General features: G+C 65.0%; 15 protein-coding genes. 7 read left to right on the top strand and 8 right to left on the bottom strand.

Annotated features, from left to right (window positions below; genetic code table 11):
* The first annotated feature begins 4 nt into the window (after positions 1-4).
* The 6 genes from ABZ552_RS29045 to ABZ552_RS29020 all read left to right on the top strand — a co-directional run bounded on the left by ABZ552_RS29045 (position 5) and on the right by ABZ552_RS29020 (position 4720).
* Positions 5-760 carry an SDR family oxidoreductase gene (locus tag ABZ552_RS29045; RefSeq protein ID WP_281873274.1) on the top strand — a complete coding sequence of 252 codons (756 nt, stop codon included), beginning with the start codon at positions 5-7 and terminating at the stop codon, positions 758-760.
* Between the two features lie 10 nt (positions 761-770).
* Positions 771-1754, top strand: a complete 984-nt coding sequence (locus ABZ552_RS29040; RefSeq protein WP_357441175.1) for an NADPH:quinone oxidoreductase family protein — start codon at positions 771-773, stop codon at positions 1752-1754.
* 38 nt (positions 1755-1792) lie between these two features.
* Positions 1793-2554, top strand: a complete 762-nt coding sequence (gene fabG / locus ABZ552_RS29035; protein ID WP_357441172.1) for a 3-oxoacyl-ACP reductase FabG — start codon at positions 1793-1795, stop codon at positions 2552-2554.
* Positions 2555-2571: 17 nt separating this feature from the next.
* Positions 2572-2976 (top strand): MaoC family dehydratase, encoded by a 405-nt coding sequence (locus ABZ552_RS29030; protein ID WP_357441169.1) that lies wholly within the window; start codon positions 2572-2574, stop codon positions 2974-2976.
* Positions 2977-3076: 100 nt separating this feature from the next.
* On the top strand, positions 3077-4078 hold the full coding sequence (locus ABZ552_RS29025; protein ID WP_357441166.1) for an NADP-dependent oxidoreductase: 1002 nt from the start codon (positions 3077-3079) through the stop codon (positions 4076-4078).
* Positions 4079-4093: 15 nt separating this feature from the next.
* The gene (locus ABZ552_RS29020) at positions 4094-4720 is read left to right on the top strand and encodes a TetR/AcrR family transcriptional regulator (protein WP_357441164.1); all 627 of its coding nucleotides are present in this window, start codon (positions 4094-4096) and stop codon (positions 4718-4720) included.
* Positions 4721-4761: 41 nt separating this feature from the next.
* Here the strand turns inward: ABZ552_RS29020 and ABZ552_RS29015 are convergent, their stop codons facing one another.
* Together ABZ552_RS29015 and ABZ552_RS29010 are read right to left on the bottom strand one after the other, a co-directional pair.
* Positions 4762-5388, bottom strand: a complete 627-nt coding sequence (locus ABZ552_RS29015) for an HD domain-containing protein (protein ID WP_281873284.1) — start codon at positions 5386-5388, stop codon at positions 4762-4764.
* Entirely contained in the window at positions 5364-5627 is a 264-nt protein-coding gene (locus ABZ552_RS29010; protein ID WP_357441161.1) for a hypothetical protein, read from the bottom strand. Before ABZ552_RS29010 ends, ABZ552_RS29015 begins: the two co-directional genes overlap by 25 nt.
* A 94-nt stretch (positions 5628-5721) precedes the next feature.
* Between ABZ552_RS29010 and ABZ552_RS29005 the strand changes: the two genes are divergently transcribed.
* The gene (locus ABZ552_RS29005; RefSeq protein ID WP_357441158.1) at positions 5722-6570 is read left to right on the top strand and encodes a hypothetical protein; all 849 of its coding nucleotides are present in this window, start codon (positions 5722-5724) and stop codon (positions 6568-6570) included.
* A 7-nt stretch (positions 6571-6577) separates the two neighbouring features.
* Here the strand turns inward: ABZ552_RS29005 and ABZ552_RS29000 are convergent, their stop codons facing one another.
* The 6 genes from ABZ552_RS29000 to ABZ552_RS28975 form a co-directional block, all read right to left on the bottom strand.
* Entirely contained in the window at positions 6578-6949 is a 372-nt protein-coding gene (locus ABZ552_RS29000) for a hypothetical protein (protein WP_357441155.1), read from the bottom strand.
* Between the two features lie 31 nt (positions 6950-6980).
* On the bottom strand, positions 6981-7712 hold the full coding sequence (locus tag ABZ552_RS28995; RefSeq protein WP_281873290.1) for a hypothetical protein: 732 nt from the start codon (positions 7710-7712) through the stop codon (positions 6981-6983).
* A gap of 117 nt (positions 7713-7829) precedes the next feature.
* Positions 7830-8717, bottom strand: a complete 888-nt coding sequence (locus tag ABZ552_RS28990; RefSeq protein WP_281873292.1) for a hypothetical protein — start codon at positions 8715-8717, stop codon at positions 7830-7832.
* 127 nt (positions 8718-8844) lie between these two features.
* Positions 8845-9690 (bottom strand): hypothetical protein, encoded by an 846-nt coding sequence (locus ABZ552_RS28985; RefSeq protein WP_281873294.1) that lies wholly within the window; start codon positions 9688-9690, stop codon positions 8845-8847.
* Positions 9680-13270 (bottom strand): hypothetical protein, encoded by a 3591-nt coding sequence (locus ABZ552_RS28980; protein WP_281873296.1) that lies wholly within the window; start codon positions 13268-13270, stop codon positions 9680-9682. Before ABZ552_RS28980 ends, ABZ552_RS28985 begins: the two co-directional genes overlap by 11 nt.
* A gap of 94 nt (positions 13271-13364) precedes the next feature.
* Positions 13365-16949 carry a hypothetical protein gene (locus ABZ552_RS28975; RefSeq protein ID WP_357441151.1) on the bottom strand — a complete coding sequence of 1195 codons (3585 nt, stop codon included), beginning with the start codon at positions 16947-16949 and terminating at the stop codon, positions 13365-13367.
* Positions 16950-17279: the final 330 nt, after the last annotated feature.

The following is a 17279-nucleotide window of genomic DNA, read 5'->3' as shown; positions in this document are numbered from 1 at the left end:
CGCATTGATGAACAGATTCGACGGCAAGACAGCGATTGTCACCGGCGCGAGCCGAGGCATCGGGCTCGGCATCGCACAGCGCTTGGTGGACGAGGGGGCGAGAGTCGTGATCACCGCCCGCAAACAGGACGCCCTGGACGAAGCGGTGAAAACACTCGGTGGGCCGGACCGTGCGCTGGCCGTCGCGGGCCGTGCCGATGACGTCGATCACCAGGCGGAGACCGTGGCGCGCGCGATCGACACCTTCGGCAGCGCCGATCTCCTCGTCAACAACACCGGGATCAACCCTGCGTTCGGGCCGATGGTCGACCTGCCGCTGGACGTGGCCCGCAAGATCGTCGAGGTCAACTGCCTGGCCGCGCTGTCGTGGGTGCAGCAGACGTACCGGGCGTGGATGAAGGACTTCGGAGGCGCGATCGTGAACGTGTCGTCGGTCGCCGGCCTCAAGCCTGCGCCGGGCATCGGCTTCTACGGTTCGAGCAAGGCGATGCTCACGCACATCACCCAGGAACTCGCGGTCGAACTCGGCCCGCACCTGCGCGTCAACGCCGTCGCCCCGGCGGTGGTGAAGACGAAGTTCGCCACCGCTCTCTACGACGGCAGGGAGGACGAGGTCGCCGCGGCCTACCCGCTCAAGCGGCTCGGCGTGCCCGAGGACATCGGCAGTGTGGTGGCGTTCCTGCTCTCCGACGACGCGAGCTGGTTGACGGGGCAGTTGCTGGTCGTGGACGGCGGCGTCACGCTGACCGGTGGGGTCTGACATGGCGCGGATGAAGGCATGGCGAGTCCACTCGCTGGGCGAACCGGGCGCGGTGCTGCGGCTCGATGAGGTGGGAGTTCCGGAGCCCGGCCCGAGCCAGGTTGTCGTGCGGGTCTCCGGTGCCGCGGCGAACTTCCCCGACGTACTGATGTGCCGCGGCCGCTATCAGGTGCGGCCGCCGTTGCCGTTCACGCCAGGCGTCGAATTGTGCGGCGAAGTGGTGGCCCTCGGTGCCGACGTGACCGGGATCGCTGTCGGTGACCGGGTGCTCGGGGGCGCGGCGCTGCCCCACGGTGGTTTCGCGGAATTCGCCGTGCTGGAGGCCGCCCAGACCTTCCCCGCGCCGCCGTCGTTGGATGACGCGCAGGCGGCCTCGCTGTTCATCGGCTACCAGACCGGCTGGTTCGGGTTGCATCGGCGCGCCGGATTGTCAGCGGGCGAGACCCTGCTGGTGCATGCCGCGGCAGGTGGCGTGGGCAGCGCGGCTATCCAGCTCGGCAAGGCCGCCGGCGCCCGGGTGATCGGGGTCGTCGGCGGTGCCGAAAAAGCAGCCTACGCCGAGGAGTTGGGCGCCGACGTGGTCATCGATCGGCACCAGCGGGACTTCGTCGAGGTCGTCAAGGACGTGACCGGCGGTCGTGGTGCCGACGTGATCTACGACCCGGTCGGCGGCGAGGTGTACCAGCGATCCACGAAATGCGTCGCCTTCGAAGGCCGCATCGTAGTGGTCGGATTCGCCGGCGGCGAGATTCAGACCGCCGCATTGAATCACGCGCTGATCAAGAACTATTCGATCCTCGGTCTGCACTGGGGGTTGTACAACACCCAGGACCCGGCCGCCGTCGCCGAATGCCACCGCGCACTGACCGCACTTGCCGCCGACGGTGCGATCCGTCCCCTGGTCAGTGCCCGGCTGGGACTGGCGGACATCGCCGACGCCGTGCAGCGACTCGCGGACGGCAAGACCGCCGGCCGCGTGGTCTACACGCCCTGAACTCCAGTAATTTCCGATCACATCTTCGAGGAGTATCCATGACCGATCCGACCCAGCGGACCGCGGTCGTCACCGGCGCCGCCCGCGGAATCGGCGCCGCTGTCGCCCGGCGGCTGGCCGCTGACGGTATGGCCGTAGCCGTGCTCGACCTGGACGAGACCGCCTGCACGCCGGTCGTCGACGAGATCGAGTCGGCCGGTGCCCGCGCGCTCGCGGTCGGTGTCGATGTGTCCGATGAGGCCGCCGTCACCCGGGCGGTCGATCGGGTGGCCGCCGATCTCGGCGCACCGACGGTGCTGGTCAACAACGCCGGGATCCTGCGCGACAATCTGCTGTTCAAGATGAGTGTCGACGACTGGGATGCCGTCCTGAACGTGCACCTGCGGGGGTCGTTCCTGCTGGCTCGGGCGGTGCAGGCGCACATGATCGAGCAGAAGTGGGGTCGCATCGTGAATCTGTCCAGCACGTCGGCACTCGGCAACCGCGGCCAGGCCAACTACGCGGCCGCAAAGGCCGGGCTGCAGGGATTCACCAAGACGCTCGCGCTCGAACTCGGGAAGTTCGGCGTCACCGCGAACGCGGTCGCCCCGGGTTTCATCGAGACGGAGATGACCGCGGCCACGGCCGCCCGGATGAACATTCCCTTCGAGGAACTCGAGACGGCGATGGCCGCCCAGATTCCGGTCGCTCGTACCGGCACTCCCGCCGACATCGCGCACACCGTGTCGTTCCTGGTGAGCGAGGGCGCCGGATTCGTGTCCGGCCAGGTGATCTACGTGGCCGGCGGCCCGCGGAACTGAACCGAGGAAGGAGAGCTGTGCGGGTATTTCAGGGCCTGTCCGAGCTGGAGTCCGCAGTCGGGACCCACCTCGGATACAGCGATTGGCACGCGGTGACCCAGGAACAGATCGATCGCTTCGCCGATGCCACCGGGGATCATCAATGGATCCATGTGGATCCCGCGAAAGCCGCCGCCGGACCGTTCGGCACCACCGTCGCACACGGGTTTCTCACCCTCTCGATGGTGCCGATGCTGGCCGGACAGGTGTATGCGGTGCGAGGCTTGTCGATGGGCGTCAACTACGGCACCGACAAGGTGCGATTCCCGGCTCCGGTCCCGGCCGGCTCCCGGATCCGAGCCGGTGTCGAGCTGGTTTCGCTCGTGCCGGGCACGATCGGGTCGCAGGCGGTGATCCGAGTGACGGTGGAGCTCGAAGGCTAGGACAAGCCCGCGTGTGTGGCCGAGACGGTCGCGGTGCTGGTGCCGTGATGGCCGATCCGGAACTCGGCCCCAATCTGTTCGGCGAACAAGAGGAGATCACGTGACGACTACCCAGCAGGTGCGGCTGGCGAAACGGCCTTCGGGGCTGCCCGACGCGGGCACATGGAACCTGACAACCGAGGAACTGCCCGCGCTGTCCCCGGGCCAGATCCTGGTCAAGGTGGACTTCATCTCGCTCGATCCGGCCATGCGCGGGTGGCTGAACGACGTGCGCTCCTATGTCCCGCCGGTCGGTGTCGGGGAGGTCATGCGGGCGCTGGATATCGCGACCGTCGTCGAGTCGACGCATCCGGACTTCGCCGTCGGCGACGCCGTCAGCGGAACTTTCGGCGTGACCGAATACGCCATCCATGACGGCCGGGGGGTGCACAAGGTCGATTTGCGTTCGGCGGGCGGTCCGACCTGGCTGGGTACGCTCGGAATGCCGGGAATGACAGCCTATTTCGGCTTGCTCGAGGTCGGCGCACTGCGAGCCGGAGACACGGTGGTGGTCTCCGCGGCCGCAGGTGCCGTCGGCAGCATCGCCGGTCAGATCGCGAAGATCAAAGGTGCGAGAGTGATCGGGATCGCCGGCGGGGCTGAGAAGTGCCGGATGCTGACCGAGGAACTCGGCTTCGATGCGGCCGTCGACTATCGGAGTGAGAACGTCCTGCTGCGCCTGCGGGAGGCCGCTCCGGAGGGGATCGACCTCTATTTCGACAACGTCGGCGGTGACATCCTCGATGCCGCGCTCGCCAACCTCCGGCGTGGCGCCCGCATCGTTATCTGCGGTGCGATCTCGGCCTACAACGCGGAGAAGCTCCCTCCGGGGCCTTCGCGGTATATGTCGCTGCTGGTTCACCGGGCGTCTATGACGGGCTTCGTCGTTTTCGACTATGCGGATCGTTACGGTGAGGCGGTCGGGGAGATCTCCGGTTGGCTGGCCGAGGGCAGGATCAAGAGCAGGGAGCATGTCGTGGACGGCGGCGTCGCCCGCTTCGGTGAAACCTTGAACATGCTGTTCACAGGTGCCAACACCGGCAAACTCGTGCTCGCCGTGTAGCGCCATACTGTCCAGGTGACCGATACAGAGGACCGCTCGCGCGCGGACCAGACCCGTGCGCGGCTGCTCGAGGCGGCGGTGGTCGCCTTCGCCGAACGCGGCTTCCACGGCTCGACGACGCGCGACATCACATCGATCGCCGGAGTGAGCACGGGGGCGATCTACGTGTACCACCGTTCCAAGGAAGAGCTGCTCTACCAGATCTCGCGCGCCGGTCACCTGGACACCCTGGAGCGCGTCCGCGCTGCCATCGCTTCGGCACAGGACCCCGCCGAGCAACTGGTCGCCGTGATGAGGGAGTTCACGATCCATCACGCACGCGCCCATACCGTCGCCCGGATCATCAACTACGAGCTCGCCGCTCTGAGCCCGGAACATCAACAGGAGATCAAGGAAACCCGGCGTGCGATCGAGGGAGAGGTCCGGAGCCTGATCGAGCGGGGGGCGGCCGCCGGGGTGTTCGAGAACTCGAACATCCATATGGCCGCGACCGCTCTGCTCTCGCTGGGAATTGATATCGCGCGCTGGTATCACGAGGGTGGTTCCTGGTCACCGGAGGACATCGGCGACTACTACGCGGACCTCGCGCTACGAATCGTGGGCGGTCGGCGGCCGGGTCACCCCGACTCCGCTCGATCGTGACGATCTCAGGATGATCACCTCCGGAGCGCAGCTACTGCCCACTAAATTTCTTCGGACGTCGGCTCGGAACCGGCCCCGAGGGGATTCGCCGCCATCCTGGCGGCGAGGCCGGACTGCATCGCACGGGCGGCGGAGCTGCCGGTCTTCCGGTCGGCTTGGGCCTGGAAGCAGGCAAGGAACTCGTCGGCGAGCCCGAGGCGGGGGTACCGCTGGAGTACTTCGGCACGGAACGCGGGGCTGAAATCATCGATGTTCATTCCCACGATGTCCACCGCAGCCGCCCGCGACAGCAAGTGACCCTCAGGGTCGTCGGCCACGTCCACGTCAGGCTCCATATGCCTGGCGATGACTTCGCCGAGGCGTTCGCGGCGCTCGCTCGGCCAACCGGCGCCGGCGGCGAACACCCGGGCGACATGGCCACCGGCCTCCTCGAAGGGGACGGTGTGGCTGTCGAACTCCGGCACCAGGCCGATGTCGTGGAGCATCGCGGCCGTGAACAGCAACTCGGCGTCGTATCGGATGCCCTGCCGGCTGCCGTAGGCAGCCGCCCAGACGTAGACGCGGCGCGAGTGGTTCAGCAAGGCGGCGGACTGGTAAGCGGAGACCACCTCCAAGGCAGCCGATGACGCGGCCGTGTCAGGCATCACGAGATCGTCCAGAACGCCCATGCTTCGACAATACGGCGTTTCACAACATCGGGCACGGCGGATTCGGGGGGTCGAATACCCCCGACAGCGGTGCCCGAATAGTGAAAACCGCAAAGAACTGCCTGATCGATATTCGACACAAAGGCAGCGAACTGGTCTTCTGGGCGGTTTGTCGACAGCGATATTCCGCCCGCCATTTCAGTTCCGGCGGTCGCTTGATCCCGGCATCCGAGGAGCGCATCATGGATCGTAGCGGACATGTTGCTGAACCGGCCGGACTGAGGCCGCCTCGAGAAACAGCCCCAGCGATGGCCTTCGAATGAACGACGTCGGCAGCACAGAAGGGTGGAGACAATGGCATCCAAGCGTCAGCCCCGGAGCGAAGTGCACGAAATTGATCCCCGCTGGGCCGAAGCCCTGGAAGCGTCGGATGAGAGACGCCTGTTCCGCGAAGCGACCCCCGTTCCCATGCCACGGGTGTCGGAGGAAGAACTGGCCGAGATCACGAAAGAGGAGCCAGAGGAGCAGTCCGAGAACGAGAGTTCGAGTAGATCCTTCATCGGTCCACGCACGGCGCCGACACAGGCCGATTTGGCGGTCTCCCCATATCGATATGGCGGGATACTCGTCTTCGAGGATTACAGTGACGGTCAGACACGCTACGGCACCGCACAGTTTGTCGCGGAACTGAATATACTACTTACCGCCGCCCATAATGTACGAGACTTCAAGACCGGTGGGTGGAATAGTAATCTGGTTTTCTACCGTGGTTACAAGAACGGCAACTACGCAACGAAGTACGCGATCACCTACGCGGGCACTATGGATCTCTGGGTCGGTGGAACATCGCCCAGGCTTCAGTATGACTACGCATTTCTCAGGACAGCCGGTTCCAGCGAGGGGGCGTTGGGCATGAAGACGTTGGAGAGCGAGCCCGGCTGGACGAGTATGGGTTATCCCAAAGGATACGCCATGGGGCAAGTAATGCACCGGGTCGATGGCACGAGGGGCACGAAGTCGGGCGGCGTCATCCAGATGCTCGGTAATCCGATGGATGGCGGTAGCAGCGGTGGAGCCTGGACTGTCGGCAGTATCGTCATGGGCAACAATTCCGCCAGGTACGCAAGCAATCCGGACGCGCAATGGGGGCCGGTCTTCAACAATTACGCATTCGATCTCTATAGAGCGGTGAAGAACGCCTGACGAGTTGCTACGCCTTATGTTCCAGGAATGAAGATGCTTCGGCATCCGCCGATCCCTGATAGAAACTGATCTGGAGTGGTTCATCACTTTGTAAAATTTTCAGCAGTGGGCCGAGGAGTTCCGGAAGCACATCCATGATGACATAACGGCTGTCTCCGAGAGCGGGACCGAACAGGGGACGCTGGATGTAGATGTAGCCTGCTGTCGTATTGCCATTCACCAAATGAATCCATCCCAGAAAATCCGCGTCGCGGCCTGCTCGGTACAGCGAAGTACGGTAACCGGTGACAGGATTGACTTGCCGAAGCGGATAATCGGCCGCCGAAACGCGCAGCCTGCGATCGGCACGCAATTCATCCGGTAGTAGCGCGGGATCCATCGCACAGTCCTTTCGTTGATTCACATCGCGGTCACGGACCGAGCCGTCGATCTGGTGAGTACGGTGCGTCCGCGGCCAGTCGAATGAGCGTGTGACTTGTGTCGGGATCGTTGCATTTGATCGTTTGCCGGGCGCTCGCACCATCTTCCGTAACGATCGCCCAAGTAAGCGTGCCGGTTCCGCCGGGCTCTACGCGATCAGGGTCGACATTTTCGAGCATGTACTTACCCTCGGCCCCTGGGGCATTGTCCTGATCGATGACAAGAGTTCCGGTGCCCCAGTTGCAGAAGTGGACGCTGACGCCGCTGGGAATCGACCGCTCGCAACTCTCTGCGATCCGAAACTCCTGCGACACTGCGATCCAAGGCCGCATCGCTTCATCATCGGTGCCCGCGGCTACCGCGTTCATACTGACTGGGGCGTCGCCGGTGTTGTCGACCGAAAATATCCACTGCCGGCCGGCGCGGTTGAGTTCTATGAAAATGCGGTGGACACCATGACTCTCGTCTTCAACGAACGCGGTCCCGGCTGGATTCTTTGTATCTGCGCCGTCGAACAGTTCGACAGGAGCGTCGGATAGCTCGACCAATCGGCCGCCGTCGGCCCGAACCGACATCGTCAGCGCCGACGAGCCCGCCGGCCGCACCGCCACCCGCACATGTAATGTGTCGCACCCCCGCGCGGTGAACGCGAACTCGGCGGTGCCTCTCGCCGGTATGCTCCACGGGGCGTTCCAGCCTTCTGGAAATAGTTCGACAGCCATGACAGATCTCCTACGTTGCCGCACCGCCGGTCGAATGACGGCGGTCTCACCGCAGCTTTGGGTCTTCGGGATCGCGGTGCAGCGCCGACTCCCACAGGCGGGGCCGGCGAACCACGGTCAAGAATGAGCGATCAGTTTGTGGCGGCAATACTCCCTCTCGCAAAGGCTATTCAAGCTGATGGGATCGCCGAGGAACGTGCTGCACTTCGGTTGCCCTGGGGGGCGTGAAATGCACGTATTACACGGGCCCCACGGCTGCGGAGGTGCTTTCGGTTCCTCTCGCTCGATTTGGATTCGTCTGTGACCGTCGTCTTTGTCATTACATTCGATTTTGTGGTCGAGCAGTCCCACTTTGCCGTCCAGCACTCGGAAGACGAGCTTCCCTTCCTCTCCGGGCTCGACAACATCGGGCTCGACGGATTCGAGCTCGAATATGTCGCCCGGTAGTGGCTGACCTGGACTCTGGGTAATCTTGAGCGTGGCGGTTCCGCAGTTGCGGAACCGAATCTCCGCACTCTCCGGCGCAGCCTGAAATCCGTGCGATTTCAGGATTATCTTCCCTTTGGGCAGATCGATCCATGGCCGTAGGGTGTCACTATCGGGATCGTCGGTGCCGGCAGCCGCGACATTGATGCTCGCGCTGGTGTCGGCAGAGTTTTCTACGAACAGCGTCCACTGCTGGTCTTGGACGTTGAAGATGATCTCGATGTGGTAGACCCCGTGCCCCTCATCGACCACGGAGGCCGTGCCCGCCGGCTGATCCGGATCTTCGTTCTCGTCGAGCACGTCGACGGTGGCTCCCGCACTCAACTCGAACAGTGCGCCCACGCCGGCCTGTAGGGAAAGCGTCATCAGCTCGGGATCGACGTCACGCACCCCGATCCGGATGTGGATTACTCCCATCGGTGCTCTTGCGGGGAAAACGACTGAAACACTGTCTCCGGCAGGTAATTCCTTGGGACTGCTCTGCCAGTCGTCGGGGAATAAGATGAACAAGATATCCATCGCTGGCCTCCCATGTCTCGGGGGATCATCAAGTCTTCGCGGTCACGATTCGATGCGGCAGCTCTGAGCGGGTTTCGGACAATCCGTCTGTTTCGTCGGAGCTTTCACAGGTGTTCGGTGCCTCCTCCTATTCACCGAAATGAGTGTGTGGGTCATGCCCACAGTTCCGGCACCTTGTGGGATCCCCCCAGACGCCACCTGGTTCATACTCGCGGCAGTCACACCCTGGAGCGTGGCATTTGTTGTGCGGCAGCTCTGGTTCTACCAGCAAGATCGTGAGTAGTGTGTGCTCCGGATCGGTGTCGTTGCACTGCAACTGGTGAGTGATCACCGGTGGTCCGTGGGGGTATGCGATTGTCGGGAAGCCGATAACGCATTCCACCTCGAGGCTGCCCACAGCGCCCGGCTTCAACTCGGAGGGCCGATCGCGTAGCACATACGGAGAGTCCGGCATGCCGAGAGGCGCTCCGATGGGCTCATCGATCCACAGAGTGGCGGTACCCGAATTGATGACCGTAGCGGGTGGCAGATTGGGGTTGATGAATCCGCGTTCGCCTACCAGGTGGAGCCAAGGCACCGACGTCGCGTGCTCGGAATCGCCTGCGACCGCACTGACCGAAACCACGTTTTGGTCGGTGTTATCGATCGTCAGGGTCCAGTCGAGTCCGGTGCTGTTGGGTTGGATCTCGATGAGGTGCAGTCCGTTGTCCTCGGCGGTGACCGAAGCCTCCCCCGCTGGTTCCGGGTATCCTTCCTCGAACACGTCGACCCACTGCCCTTCGCCCAGTTCCACCGGTTCCCCCGATCCGGCCTGTAAGCGGAATGTGAGGACGTCGCCCCGGTCAGGGCGCATCGCGACCCGGACGAAATGGGATCCCTCTTCGGCTGAGACGGTGAAGGTGAACCGAGCCGAATGCTGGCTTGCCAACTGGTGTGGTGTGGTCCAGCCGGCCGGGTAGAACTCAGTCGACATGGCTGATGTTCCTTGTGTCGAGTTGGCCGCTGGGGCCGATGGCGATGATGTCGGCGTAGATCAGCCGCGCCGGCCCGTCTACGGGGGATCCGGAATCCGGTGGGGGCGGATAGCTTTCGGCTTCGGTGAGCACGATGCGACGGGGCCGTCCGCCGGCGTCGGGGACGTGGATGCCGAAGGTGTTGTTCAATTTGTCGCTCGCGGTGACCACGGTGATCCACCCTGGGCTGCCGATCACCTCCGAGGCGGCTTGCCCGGACGGCGGTTGCCCGGAATCGTCGTCGTAGACCTGCACTTCGGCGGTGACGACGCTGCGGTCGCGTGGCGCCACCGGGCCCACCCCGGTAAGCCGAAGCTTCAACTGCTGGTTTGCGGTGTCCGGCGTGATCTCCAGCTGCCGATCGGGCAGCAATTGAATCGGCTCGGTTCGCGTCACCTCCGAAAGCGCCAGTTTCCTCGTGTCCGTGGTGCGGGCCTGGTAGCGGGCCAATGCCAATCGGACGAACGGGCAGTACGCTCGGCCCGGGTAGGGCGACAGGTCCACGTCGGCGTACCAGCGCCGGGCCGCGCTGTCGGACTCCACCGGGTAGGCCGCACCGGGGTGGGCAGGGCTCTGGGCGCTGTCGGCGGTAAAAGTCACAGGCGCGGAGAGGTGTTGCGCCATCAATAACGTCGGGATGGCACTTCCCAGCCACACCGGGTCACGGCCGACGAAACTACAGTCGGGGGGCACCTCGACGCCCGTCGTAGAAAACGGGCTGATCAGGACCGCCAGCATCTCCTCGGCGCCGGTCACATACCACGGTGGTCGCAGGTATACCCGTATACGCCCACCGCGGCGCAGCCGACGCACCTTGCCGTCGGCCGTGACATCGGTCGACCAGTGGAAGGAAGGCACACAGTGCGAGACATCCGGCGCCGGAGGGCGCGCGGTGCTCGGCACATCCACCTTGAATGGTGCGACCACCCGGCACGCCGCGGCGGATGCGCCGGGGTAGCAGTCTTCGAAACGCGACACCGCGGTCACCGTGTAGGTGATTTTGCGGCGCCGGGTATCGGCGAACTCGTGCCTGATCACCGGTAAAGCCTTGTCCCGCAGTGTTTGCCCGACGGTGAAGCTACCCAGCGCGACGGTGCGAGTCGTGCCGCCGGGGCCTTGGCCGGGGGTCTGGTCGGGGTCCGTCCAGGCGGCGCTGATCTCCAGGCGCCCGGTACTCGGGATATGCACGTTGAGGCCCGAGGTAACCAGCACGGCGTCGGTGCCCGCCGTGGTGCGCCGTGCGTCCAAGTTCCCGGTCGGTGCGGCGAGCGGCTTCTGTACCGCGTGCACCACAGTGAGTTCGCGGGGCGGGGTCACCAACGCGTTCCCGTTGTCTGCGATGCCGCGCGCCACGTCGTCCTCGGCAAGCCCGGCGCTGATCCAGCTCGCGATGCCGAACTTGCCGACGTCGTCCGGGTTCATCGTCGAGAGAATGTTCAATGTGAGCTGCTCTGCGCGGCCCAGCTCCACTCTGACAACCCTGTGGTCCGCTGAGGTTGTTGCCTTGCAGCCGGATTCGACGGCCACGAGATCCAACCGAATGGCCGGCCGATCGGGCCACGAAGCCCACACCGGCCGGGTGGGGATGCCGTGAATGACAGGCAGCGGATCGCCGTCCGGATCCGGCGGACGGCGTTTCACCGCGATGACCACGCGCTGGGCGCCCGGATCGGGCAGCCATGGAGCGTTCATCGTGTCGCTGGGGACCACGACGTAACGAGCATCTCCGGTTCCCTCCAGACGAGCGCCCGGGATATCTGTCGCCGTCTTATCCGCGCGCGTGGCGATCGCGAAGAATTCGTCGATTTGCTGGTCGGTGGCCTGCGGACCCAGCGCCGCATCGAAGACGGAATGCTGCAGCGCCAATTCCAGCGACGCGGACGGGCAGACCAGGTGACGGCGTGCGGTGGTACGAGTGACGTCGACGACCATCCTGTCCAGCGCCTCTCCAGCGGCCAGGCCGGCACCGGGAAGGATCTCCGGCGGTGGGATGGGTTCGAATCGCTGGTGTGGGAATTCCAGTGACTGTACGTTGTCCGCGGGCAGCAGCTCGTTCGGCCCGAGACCTCCGCCGGCGAGGTCGGCGATGCGCACGCGCATGTGGTACCTGCGGCCGAACCGCAGTCGCGGCAGGCTGCCCGGCTCGACCTTGTCGCTGACTCGGAAGGGCGGATCAGCCGGCGTGGGCGGCATCGAGTCGCCGGTAGGTACCGCGCGGCCGGGCCGCTGCACGGCAGTGCTGTATCCGTCCCATCGCGCCACCAGTTCATGGACGTACAACGCGTCGTGTGGACCGCCACCGGTGGTCAGCGCGTCAGGGCGGATGTAGCCTTCCTCCAGTACCGCTGAGCCCAGGGGTTGCCCGCCGACGGTGTAGCTCACGCGCCGCTGACAGGTGGACAACCACGTGGCGGCGTCCTGGATGTCGATGCGGTACCCGCCCACCAGGTCTCCGGCCAGCAGGGGCTGCGCAAGCAGATCCGCCGATGTTGCCGCGCTGCGACTCATTCGTTCGCGCATGGCGCTCGCACGGCCCCGGTCGACCAGCGCCACACCTGCCGATCGCAGGGCCGGCAGATTTCCTGCCACAGCGCGGGCGTCGCGGCGATCGGCGCGGCCCGCACCGACCATGCGCAGCGCGGCACCGTCGATGTCGAACGCCAGTGATGCGAAGCGGGCTCCGGCCTCCTCGGCGAGTCCGGCGCTTCCGATCGCCAACACTCCGTTGGCGATCGGGCTGCCGGTGGGGTCGGGGACGAAGCGCGTACCGGTCACGACGTATGCGGTGGACGGTGAGAGGTCCGGCCGTGTGGGATCGTCCGCAAGGCCGGTATTCGTCCACCCCGGAGGTTCGGCGGTCGACCACATCGGGCGGACGCTGAGAACCTTCTGCCCGTTTAGCACGGTCGCGTCGATGCCGAAGTCCAGTAGCAGACCCAGCGCCCGCAGCAGAACTGGATGGTCAGCTAATTGCGCCACTGTGGTGTGGAATTCGCGCTGGTCGTCGACCGTGTCCAGGCGCGGCTCCAACGGCGTTACGTCGCGATCACGCTGGTAGAAGGCGAATGCCTGATCGAGCGCCGAGGACCGCACTCTCCCGCCGTCCTCGGTCTCGTCGGCGGCCAGGCTGCCCTGCCATTCCGCCGTCGCTTCGGCCAGCGCGCGGTTCAGCTGCTCTTCGCTGCCGGGCGCCGAATACCGGGCATAGGCTCTGCCCGTGGCGCGGTAGGCATTCCGAACTTCCGTCACCGCAGCCGCCGCCGGGAAAACACGGATCGGCCTCCCGGCATAGGACGCGGCCCGATACGGTCTCACGGTCATACTCGCGCCGAACACCGCGGTCCACGCCGACAGCTGTTGCTGGAGGGTGAAGCCGTGCGGAATGCGTTGCACCTTCCCGGGCTCCACCTCAGCACCGCCGCAGGTGAACGCAAAGCCGGTGTTGTCGAGCCACTTCGGCCATGTGTCCAGCCCGAAGCTTTTCAATGTCAACGGTGCGCCACTCGGCCCGGACAAGCGCGGGGTGAGCAGCACTGACACCACCCCCACCTGTCGGCCCAGGCGTGGAATGATGCGGCCCGCAGGAATTGCGGTCCAGACGAACTGTCGACTCAGTACGACGGCAGGCTCCATGTCATTCTCCTGCGAACGCCCGGCAGTATGTCCGCCAGGGATAGGAATTTCCCACCGGACCCAGCGTGGCCGCCACTGACGACGCCGGTGACGCAGCAATGGCGACTCGCTCCGGCGCCAGCATGTCGGGGCCCGCGAAGCTCTTGCGGCAGGTGAGTTCGAAGCTTGCCGACCACAGTGTCAGGTCGATGACGACAACGAGTTTGGCGGATCCTTCCAGCCTGTTCGGGGTGTAGGTGAGGCTGAGGGTGAGTTCCACGGCCACCCTGGCCAGCCCGAGCAGGTCGATGCTGCCGCCGATGCGCAGGTATCCGGTGATGCTGACGCGACCGTCGTAGACGAACACGATCCCACCGAAGACGTGGACTTCGGCTGCCACTATGGCGAAGTCCACCGCGACACTGGCGCCGAACTCGATGCCTCCTACCAACTTGGTCAATCCATCTGGTTGACCACCGGCAGCCACTGCCAGCTCGAGGTAACCGCCGCCCCCGAGACCCGACACCGTGACCAGGAACGGCCGCTGCCGGGTAGCGAACTTGAAATCGATGGTGAGCGGCTTGTTGACCAAAGACAGCGTGACACCGGCCTCGATCGCCAGATTCGTCAAGTTGAAGACCCCGACCGAGACGGCAGGCACGGCCGCCACATAGCGCACCGCGACCGCTGTCGGCAGAACCGAAACTTGTGGTCCAGCACTGGATTTCAACATGAACGATTGCAGCGTCCGAACGAAGCGCAAAGCGCCGTCGAGGCTGACTCTACGCACGTCGACGGTGACGGTGGGTCGTGCGGTCGGACCAGCCGACCGGCTTGTGAAGGCTACTTCGTTCAGCTCGATGACCACGACCTGTCGTGCGCGATCGGGAATGTTCAGCGAGAAGTCCGTCACACGGCCCTTGGTCTCATCCGGGCCCGCGTCAAGGCTCAACGTCGAGGTAGGGCCCGGTACGAACGGGTCGACCGGTTTGGCCGCCGCGCCGTACAGCTGTTGGGACCAGTGCAGCCGGGGCGCCCCGTTGCGCCAGCTGATGGCGGGTTGATCGGTGACCGCCTGGATCAGCTTGTTCAATTTGATGACACCGAACAGGGTGGCGTCGTCGCTGAACAACGCGGCAGGGCTCGGATAAGGTTTACCGGACGGAGGCTTGACAATCGGTCCGCGGTCGCGGGCGACGCCGTTCACGGCGGGCATGGTTGGTGTGGCCACCGCACCGGTCGCCGCGCCGGCATCGGCGAAGTCGATCTTCGGGGTGTCCACAAGGTCGAGCAGGACGGTCGCATTGGGGTCGCTCAATACCTGTGCGCTCAACGTCGCGCGGATTTCTCCCGGCGCCTTGGCGCCGATCAGCTTCTGCAGAGCCGGCAGTGCCACCTTCAGCTGGGAGACCTTCGGATGGGTGCCGTTGGGTGCCTGGCCGATGCCGAACTCGGCAGTGAGCACATGCTGAATGGAGTCGCTCACCGGCTCATGGCCGTTGGCGCCGGAAGTCACCAGCAGCGGAATGGCGCGGTCGATGCGCGCCGCCGGTCGTCCTGGCACGTTCGGGGGTCCTTGCTTGTACTCGTCGTCCAATTTCTGGACTCCTGCCGGAGTCCCGTCGGTCACGAACAGCAGCGGCAACGTGGCCTCGACGGTCTCCCGCCCTGCCCGCAGGATCAGTGCGAAGTAGATCGGGTCGCCGTATTGCTGCGGCCAGAACATCTGTTTGCCCTCCGGCGGGCCGTCGACTTCCCATGTCAGCTGGCCGGCGAAGCTCACCTGCTGGAATGGGAACGCCCGCTCGTGGCTACCGCCCGCACCGCCGCCGAAGTCGCGCACCGGCTCGGTGATGACCAACGTATGCTTCACCTGCAGCGCCGCGGGGTGACTGGTCTGATCACCGAGCATGTCGGGTCTGAAGACACGCTCGAATGTCTCGATATGCACGACACGGTGCCCGAATGGGAACAGTCGCCCGCTTTTGACGACGCGGACGTAGTAGTCGCGGCCCATCGCCGCGCGGTGGCTCCATTTGAGTTCCGGAGCGCCGCCGAACTCTGCGGTCAGCGAGAACCAGGCGCCCAGACTACTGAGGATCAGCCGGTTCGCAGTGACCGGCAGTTGGGCTGCCCTCTCCACGATCCTGTCCACCGTCTCGTTACCCGCATCCAACGGCGTTTTCTGAAAGGTGTTCTGGCGGTGCAGGGCCCGGAACGGGCGCAGGGACACCACCGGACCTCCGGCTCGATTGAGGATCTGGCAGTGCCACAACCCGGTAACACCGCCTGCGCTTTTCACCGGCAGCGGTGCCGGGGCGCACCTACCTCCCGAGGGCAGCGTCATCAGCAACCGCCACGGCAGTTCCAGCACCGAACCAGAGTCCGGTTGACCCTCTGGGGGCGAGAGTTCGCGGGCGGTCATCGTGTCGAGCACGCCTTGCACAGACAGGGGTACGACTGTGCCTGGAGCAATTTTGAACCGCAGCCGTGACGGGCCGGCTGAGCGCGCATGACTGGCCTCGCTGGCCTCTTCGGCCATGTGCTGCGGAGGGAAATCGACATCCAGACGGGCGTTTTCCTCTGCGATCAGCTCCGGCGCGCCGTGCCCGTTCACGCCGCGTCGGAAACCACTGTCTTCCACGTGGACATGCAGCAGGTCGTCGGGCCGCAGCAGCGTGTACCCGGCGAGTGGGCCTGCCCAGGTATCCACCAGCTGCCACGGCGACCAGGCACGCGAATCATGCAGATCCCCGAGCGCGGAATCGTAGCGGCGATGCACCAGACCCGCCGGGGCCCACAAGGCGAAGATGTCGGTGCGTGTACTACTGGTGGCCGCGGCGGCGAGGATGTCGTACCGATCGCCGTCGGAGGTGATGATGCCGCCCATGTCCCGCCACAGAGCGGTCGCAACCGTTCGAACCCACAGGCGCTGGTCTCGGCCTGGGGCCAGCATCAGTTGATTCGCCGACGCCGCGAAGGTGTCCGAGAACGGGCGATCCAACAGGGGAGGAGCGTCCAGATCCGATGGCGTCCCCCAAGACCCCGTGTACCGCCTACGACGGTAACGACTTCCGGGCGGATTGGCCGGATTCGTCACATACAGCTCGAATCCGCCCGAAATGGGTATCGTGCGCAGCCGCCGCGACGGTCCACCTTGCATCCGGATACGCGAATTGTTCTCGAGTCGCCAATGCACGACCTCCGCACCGACGGTGTAGATGATGTGAAGGTCGTCGGGATCCGTCGCTGCCGTCGCGAATCCGGACGTAACGTTGTTGTCTGGGAGAGTCCGGGATGTCCAGTTCGGGGTCCAGGCGCCGCCGGCGAATCGCCGGTGGTACACCTTCGCCCCGGAACGGGCGAACAGCTCGATGCGATCCGTGCCCGAGGAAGTGACGCTGAGCCAGTCGGCTCCGGGTGCCGCCGTGCCCGGCATCGGCGGCCGACCGAGCTGCACCCAACTACTCCAGATCGGTTGAGAGGTAGCTGCCTCGACACGCCCAGGGCGGTACCAGATCACGCCCTGCTCGTCGCCTACAAACAAGTCGACCGTACCCGGCTTGCGGCAGCAGGCGGCCAGTGCATCGATCGCGTGTTTCATCATGAGGCCCCACTGCTCCTAAATTGCAGCCCTACCGGCTACTAATCAGCAACAGTATGAGTCCGCTGATGCACGAGGCATCGAGAAGTCGCCTACTCGAATTCGCGATTGCCTACCGAACCCCACCTCGTTCGTCGACGACCGGCGCGGCTCGGCCGCACTACAACGGCTCGACGTCGACGTACGTATCATCCACCGCGGTGGCGGGGCTCTGCTGCCGGGCTGCGGTCGCAATCTTGGTGCTTGCGCAGTCACCGCTCGCCAGCACACGGATCCGCACATCGAGCAAGAAGCCGAGACGGCCAGTCAGTGAAGTGCCGAAATTTCACCTGA

Source organism: Nocardia sp. NPDC019219 (assembly GCF_040632645.1).
GTDB classification, from domain to species: Bacteria; Actinomycetota; Actinomycetes; order Mycobacteriales; family Mycobacteriaceae; genus Nocardia; species Nocardia sputorum.
The sequence above is the reverse complement of the archived record's forward strand: the minus strand, read 5'-3'. Positions and strand labels throughout refer to the sequence as shown.